General features: G+C 63.8%; 1 protein-coding gene. It reads right to left on the minus strand.

Translation table 11 applies throughout. From position 1 onward, the window contains the following. A partial coding sequence (locus SB822_RS55420) for an NINE protein (RefSeq protein WP_410858884.1) occupies window positions 1-125 on the minus strand: 125 nt, incomplete at its 3' end. Between the last annotated feature and the right edge of the window lie 242 nt (window positions 126-367).

Raw genomic sequence — 367 nt, forward strand, 5'->3', positions numbered from 1 at the left:
CCGAAAAGGTCGCGCGGTCCGTACCGGTAAAAGCGATGTGCGCCGAGGGTGCCCAGGAAAAATGCCAGTGCGGCGGTAATAGTTTTGGATCGAAAGTAAGTCGAGGTCGAAACTGGCTTGGACATATAGGCGAGAGCAGAGTAACGGGCGGTCAGTAACGCGGGCCGAAGGGGTAGTCACGGAGCGGGCACACCGTTGCCGCGGACCGTCGCGCATTCTACGCCGCTCGCGTGCGGCCGGTCACGCGGCGTACGGCCTCAGGGGACGCGGGCATGTTGCCGTCTGGCTTGCTGGTTCCTGTGTCGCGCACCGCGAGACCAGATTGACTGCTGGCCCACTGAAATGTGGAGCGGCCGGACGGGCGTTC

Source organism: Paraburkholderia sp. SIMBA_054, assembly GCF_046534875.1.
In the GTDB taxonomy this organism is placed as follows: domain Bacteria; phylum Pseudomonadota; class Gammaproteobacteria; order Burkholderiales; family Burkholderiaceae; genus Paraburkholderia; species Paraburkholderia hospita.